This window comes from Anaerobacillus sp. ABD4_527 (assembly GCF_056160805.1).
Genome location: NZ_JBSWXZ010000011.1, coordinates 23,553 through 30,039, shown reverse-complemented (window position 1 = coordinate 30,039; position 6,487 = coordinate 23,553). Strand labels below are relative to the sequence as shown.

5 protein-coding genes and 1 other annotated feature (1 of these 6 running past the window's edge) are annotated in these 6,487 nt (G+C 42.3%); of the genes, 4 read left to right on the top strand and 1 reads right to left on the bottom strand.

Translation table 11 applies throughout. The annotated features are described in order from the left end of the window. Positions 1-514: 514 nt before the first annotated feature. On the bottom strand, positions 515-1,474 hold the full coding sequence (locus ACXAHI_RS20920) for a YaaC family protein (protein WP_474851003.1): 960 nt from the start codon (positions 1,472-1,474) through the stop codon (positions 515-517). 116 nt (positions 1,475-1,590) lie between these two features. Between ACXAHI_RS20920 and guaB the strand changes: the two genes are divergently transcribed. From guaB to pdxT, 4 genes are all read left to right on the top strand, one after another. After that, entirely contained in the window at positions 1,591-3,048 is a 1,458-nt protein-coding gene (gene guaB / locus ACXAHI_RS20915; protein WP_270182964.1) for an IMP dehydrogenase, read from the top strand. A 173-nt stretch (positions 3,049-3,221) separates the two neighbouring features. Continuing rightward, positions 3,222-4,538, top strand: a complete 1,317-nt coding sequence (locus tag ACXAHI_RS20910) for a serine hydrolase (RefSeq protein ID WP_474851007.1) — start codon at positions 3,222-3,224, stop codon at positions 4,536-4,538. 183 nt (positions 4,539-4,721) lie between these two features. After that, positions 4,722-5,609, top strand: coding sequence for a pyridoxal 5'-phosphate synthase lyase subunit PdxS (pdxS, locus tag ACXAHI_RS20905; RefSeq protein ID WP_270182962.1), 888 nt, complete (start codon positions 4,722-4,724; stop codon positions 5,607-5,609). Between the two features lie 76 nt (positions 5,610-5,685). Continuing rightward, complete coding sequence (gene pdxT, locus ACXAHI_RS20900) at positions 5,686-6,279, top strand: pyridoxal 5'-phosphate synthase glutaminase subunit PdxT (RefSeq protein ID WP_474851001.1); 594 nt, start codon at positions 5,686-5,688, stop codon at positions 6,277-6,279. Positions 6,280-6,345: 66 nt separating this feature from the next. Then, positions 6,346-6,487, top strand: a binding site (T-box leader) (it continues 64 nt past the right edge of the window).

The window sequence follows — 6,487 nt, the reverse complement described above, 5'->3', positions numbered from 1 at the left end:
ACACGGAAGTTAAGCTCGCGCGCCGATGGTAGTTGGGGGCTCTCCCCCTGCAAGAGTAGGACGTCGCTAGGCAAGTGAGAAGTCAGAGCATTGAGCTCTGGCTTTTTTTGTTTTGTCTGGGTGTGGGGTTGAGTTATCAGGGTTCTTGAAAAAGTGGTTTCGCAGATATATTCTCAGAATCGCGGATAAATGGCCAGATTTCGCGGATATAAATTGAAAAGCGCGGATATATCATAATTATCGCGGATATCCCGCAGCATCCCGCCCTCAAAAGGTCTTAACTGAAATATGCTTTTAACAAACCAATCGTTACAAACAACGCTTCGCTGATAAAACCAAAAAATCGCCGATAAAAGTGCCCTTTTCGCTGATAAAATCAAAAATTCGCTGATATCTCACTCGATTTCGCCGATAAATCCAAATTATCGCTGATAAAAGCTCTAATCAATCCCCCACTAGACCCAATCAACCTTTACTGCACCTAACTCTCCATTCTCAAAGCCCTCTTAATCCCTCATACCTGTCCCATCAAATACTCATATAACATCTTCGGAACTTTTTTCGACGTTACTTCTAAGAATTCCAATATATAAGGAAGATCGTTTGACTCTCTTGCATGGAATAAATCCCCCCACCATTCAGTTTCATACCGACAGATCATACTGAGATTATACAGTAAGAGGTAGTGAACCATTACTTCATTAATATCATTATATTGAGCACGATGAGCAGGGAGGAAGAGGTCATCTCCCATATGTAATAACGGTCGACCACTCAGGTTAACTAATAGCCCATCTAGCTTCACTGACAATACTCCACGAGTAGAAGAAGAGATGGATGTTATTTTTACAGGAGCATGCTGGTTAAGATAATTTTCAAATCGATCGCTCGTCATATTGAGGGTATCTAAAATACTCGATGACACTGTGAAAGAGTTTGGTGAAGTAGGGTGGAGCTTATAGCTTTGTGTCTTATTAGAAAGCACTTCAAATAGCGAATTCATTTCAGGAATGAGGCTAAGAAGATCATTCATTTGATACTTCTCCCCTTCGACTTGTTTCACATGAAACATTTTCCTTGAAAAGTATTCGAATAGACCATTCTTCTGCCCTTTCACTTCATCCTGCAGGAAAGAGTACTGACGTTTTTTACGCTTTCTTGAAGTGACGCCATGTGCTAAAACGAGCGTATCTCCAGGATAATTCGGGTCTAGAGTGAGTAAACACCCTTTTAAAAGCTGAATCATGCCGTAAAAAAGTAGGATCGGTTTTAACTCTGTATCAGCCGTACTGGCGTGTTTAAAGTAACGATCGCCGTATTCCATAAAGTAGATAAAGCGGTAGCAGTTATCATAGCTCTTCCTCTCTGAATCATCAAACCCTAGTTTAGAATAGCAATCATTGAGATACTGTTGAACATAGGTAGATGAGTGAAAAGCATGCCATGTTGTGTTGTATGGTTCCAAGTATCTCATAAACAGCCTCCCTGTTTGATAATTCAAACTTATTCAATCTTTCTTGACACTAGTTTAACCAATTGATAAGCTACTAATAAATTTTTCGAAACGACCAATAGAGGAGGACGAAAGGGATGTGGGAAACAAAATTTGCAAAAGAAGGGTTAACCTTCGATGATGTGTTATTAACACCAGCTTTTTCTGATGTGCTTCCAAGAGAAGTATCTGTAGAAACAAAGCTAACAGAGAATTTGAAGCTGAATGTCCCAATAATCAGTGCAGGCATGGATACTGTGACAGAAGCTCCTATGGCGATTGCAATGGCTCGTCAAGGTGGACTTGGTATTATTCATAAGAGCATGTCGATTGAAGAACAAGCTGAACATGTTGACCGAGTGAAGCGTTCTGAAAGTGGCGTTATCACTGATCCCTTCTTCTTAACACCAGAGCATCAAGTATTCGATGCAGAACACCTCATGGGTAAATATAGAATTTCTGGCGTTCCAATCGTGAACGATGATCGTAAACTAGTTGGAATTCTGACTAACAGAGATCTGCGTTTTATTGAAGATTACTCGATTCAAATTAAAGAAGTTATGACAAAAGAAAACCTTGTTACTGCTCCTGTTGGAACGACGCTTAAAGAAGCTGAGCGTGTGCTTCAACAGCACCGGATTGAGAAACTTCCTCTAGTGGATGATGATGGTACGCTAAGAGGTCTGATTACAATTAAAGACATCGAAAAAGTCATTCAGTTCCCACAATCAGCGAAAGATAGCCGTGGACGTTTACTTGTAGGAGCTGCAGTAGGAAATACAGCTGATGCGCTTATGCGTGTCAGTAAGCTTGTTGAAGCTGGTGTCGATGTCATCGTTCTTGATTCTGCGCATGGACATACTGCTGGTATTATTAATAAGGTTCGTGAAATACGTGAAGAATATCCAGAGCTTTCGATTATTGCGGGGAACGTTGCAACAGCAGAAGGAACGAAAGCACTTATCGAAGCTGGAGCAGATGTGGTGAAAGTCGGAATCGGACCAGGATCGATCTGTACGACGCGCGTTATCGCTGGTGTCGGTGTGCCACAAGTCACTGCGGTTTATGAATGTGCAACAGAAGCAAGGAAACACGGTGTAAGCATTATTGCTGACGGTGGTATCAAGTTCTCAGGTGACATCGTAAAAGCGATCGCAGCTGGTGGCCATGCTGTTATGCTCGGTAGCCTTCTAGCAGGCGTAGATGAAAGCCCTGGTGAACGTGAAATTTACCAAGGTCGTCAGTTCAAAGTGTATAGAGGCATGGGCTCGATCGGGGCGATGGAAAAAGGCAGTAAGGACCGTTATTTCCAGGAAAATATGTCTAAGCTCGTTCCTGAAGGCATCGAAGGCCGTGTTCCATACAAAGGGCCGCTAGGTGATACGATTCATCAGCTCTTAGGTGGTATCCGTTCTGGTATGGGCTACTGTGGCACGAGAACGCTAGAAGCGTTACGAGAAGAAAGTCAATTTGTCAGAATTACCGGAGCTGGGCTTCGTGAGAGTCATCCTCATGACGTTCAAGTGACGAAAGAAGCGCCAAATTATTCCGTTTGATAGTACTTTTGAAGGAAGTTTTATCAGGTCTGTGACAAATTAAACTAAATACGTTAGAAAAGTAGATAGGGGACTTTCCTCTATCTATTTTTTTAATTTTAGTTGTGATAAAATAGCGGTTATGTGAGACTCAGTTGGAGGTGTAAGGGTTGAAAAACCTTGGTTTTAAAGCCATGATTTTGACCATGGCATTTGTTTTACTTTTAGCAGGAACTTTCGGTACTAGCCATGCAGAAGCTGCAGAGGCACCCGATATCAACGCAAAAGCAGCGATTTTAGTAGATGCTGAATCTGGTAAGATTCTTTATCAAAAAGATCCAGACTTAACGCTCGCGCCTGCAAGTATGACAAAGATGATGACAGAATACTTAATACTTGAACAAATTCATGAAAAGAAGATCAATTGGGACGATCAAGTAAGCATTAGTGAGAATATACATATTCTTTCTCAAAATAGAAGTCTTTCCAATGTACCCCTTCGTTCAGATGCTCAATACTCCGTCAAAGAGCTTTATGAAGCAATGGCGATCTATTCAGCAAATGCTGCTACGATGGCTCTAGCAGAGCACGTTGCGGGGACTGAGACGAAGTTTGTCGAGATGATGAATGCTAAGGCGAAAGAAATGGGTTTGAAGGAATACCGTTTCGTTAACAGCTCTGGTTTAAATAACAAAGACCTTCGTGGAAATCACCCAGCAGGTGAACCAAACGAAGAAAATATGATGTCTGCTCGATCGACTGCACTTCTTGCCTACCACTTGATTAAGGACTATCCTGAAGTGCTTGATACGGCAAGCATCCCAGTGAAGAATTTCCGTGACGGCACGGATGACAAAATCGTCATGAAGAACTGGAACTGGCTTCTTCCTTCACTTGTTTATTCGAACAAGTATCCTGTAAAAGGAATTGATGGTTTGAAAACAGGATCGACTGACCTTGCAGGATATGCGTTTACAGGTACTGCAAAGCAAGGTGACATGCGCCTGATTTCAGTTGTGATGAAGACAGATTCTTATGAAGCACGTTTTGAAGAAACATCAAAACTACTTAACTATGGATTCGATAATTTTGAAGCAAAAACAATCATTACTAAAGGTGATCAAGTAGAGAAAGATTCTACGATTCCTGTAGTAAAAGGGAAAGAAAAGCAAGTAGAAGTAGCTGCTGGTGCATCGTTTAATGCGATCGTTCAGAACGGCACGGAAGAAGCTTATAAAGCGAGCTACAAGCTGAACGATAAATTACTCACTGAAGATGGTGAATTAACAGCACCGTTAAAAGAAGGTGAGGAAGTAGGCCAGGTTATGCTAAAAGCTACTGGTGAAGAGTTCGGATACATTACAGGCGAACAAAGTTCTTCTGTACCACTTGTAACGACAGATTCAGTTGAGAAAGCTGGTTGGTTCACGCTTACGATGAGAGCGATCGGAGGCTTTTTCTCAAGTATCTGGAGTAGTGCAGCTGGAGCTGTAAAAGGACTTTTCAGCTAATATTTTTCAGGAAATAAGGTGAGAATACTCTTCAAATGCAAATTTGGAGAGTATTTTTAAAATCTTTTATGAAATCAAAGCGAAGACGATAGGACAAGTCTTCAAAAAATGTTACAATAGATACGTTTAATGTAGGTTTTAAAAAAATATCACTTATCTATTATAAATATGGGAGGAATATAGATGAATCAACAAACAGGTACAGATCGCGTAAAACGTGGTATGGCTGAAATGCAAAAAGGCGGCGTCATCATGGACGTTGTGAACGCAGAGCAAGCAAAGATTGCAGAAGAAGCTGGTGCAGTCGCTGTAATGGCACTTGAGCGCGTTCCATCCGATATTCGTGCAGCTGGCGGGGTAGCTCGTATGGCTGATCCTACTATCGTAGAAGAGGTAGTAAACGCAGTATCGATCCCAGTAATGGCAAAATGCCGTATTGGTCATATCGTTGAAGCTCGTGTTCTTGAATCAATGGGTGTTGACTACATCGATGAGAGTGAAGTACTAACTCCAGTTGATGAAGAATATCACCTTGATAAGCGTAAGTACACTGTTCCTTTCGTTTGTGGTGCTCGTAACCTAGGTGAAGCACTGCGCCGAGTAGGTGAAGGTGCTGCGATGCTTCGTACGAAAGGTGAACCTGGAACAGGTAACGTTGTTGAAGCTGTGCGTCATCAGCGTCTTATTCAATCCCAAATCCGTAAAATTTCAAGCATGTCTGAAGATGAGCTAATGACTGAAGCGAAAAACCTTCAAGCGCCATTTGAGCTTCTTCTTCAAATTAAAGAGCTTGGACGTCTTCCAGTCGTAAACTTTGCTGCTGGCGGTATCGCTACTCCTGCAGATGCAGCGCTAATGATGGAACTTGGTTCTGACGGCGTATTCGTTGGTTCTGGTATCTTTAAATCTGATAACCCAGAGAAGTTTGCAAAAGCGATCGTGGAAGCAACAACTCATTATCAAGATTATGAGTTGATCGCTAAGATTTCTAAAAACCTTGGTATCGCGATGCCAGGAATTGAGATTTCTTCACTACAGCCTACTGAACGCATGCAGGAACGCGGCTGGTAATTCATTCAATCACCCCCATCTGAGCAATCCAGGTGGGGGTCTTACTTAGATATAGATTAAAGGAGTCGAAAGCAGTATGGTGAAAGTTGGAGTCCTCGGACTGCAAGGTGCAATTCGAGAACACGTGAAAGCATTACAAACAAAAGAAGCGGAAATCGTTGTTGTAAAACGCATCGAGCAGCTTGATGACCTCGATGGTCTTGTGCTGCCTGGAGGCGAAAGTACAACGATGCGCCGCCTGATCAATCAATATGGATTTCTTGAGCCTTTAAAAGCTTTTGCTGCTGAGAAGCCGATCTTTGGTACATGTGCTGGCCTCATCCTGCTTGCAGAGCGTATTGAGGGGATGGACGAATCTCATATTGGCGTCATGAATGTAAAAGCAAAGCGTAACGCGTTTGGACGTCAAAGAGAAAGCTTTGAAGCACCGTTATCTGTTACAGGACTTGAAGAGCCTTTCATTGGTGTCTTCATTCGTGCGCCTTATATCGAAGAAGTTGGAGAAGGTGTCGAAGTTCTAGCGACGTTTAACGACAAAGTGGTTGCAGCACGTGACGGACGCTTCCTTGCATGTGCGTACCATCCAGAATTGACGGATGACGATCGCATGCATCAGCTCTTTATCGACATGGTCCTTGAATTCAAAAAAGAAGGGCTTGCAACCGAGTAAATTTTCGTGTAAATTATTACGTACTAGGAAGCGGGGTATAAAAACTCTGCTTGTGATACAAGATATACGAAAACGTTGACGGGAAATAGTAATAGATGTTCAATGCTAAGAGAGTCGATGGCTGGTGAGAATCGACCGTTGAACCCTGTGAATCCATCCCTGAGTAGAAAGCTGAACGTTAGTAAGCTTTCTCGGAGCAGACCGTTAT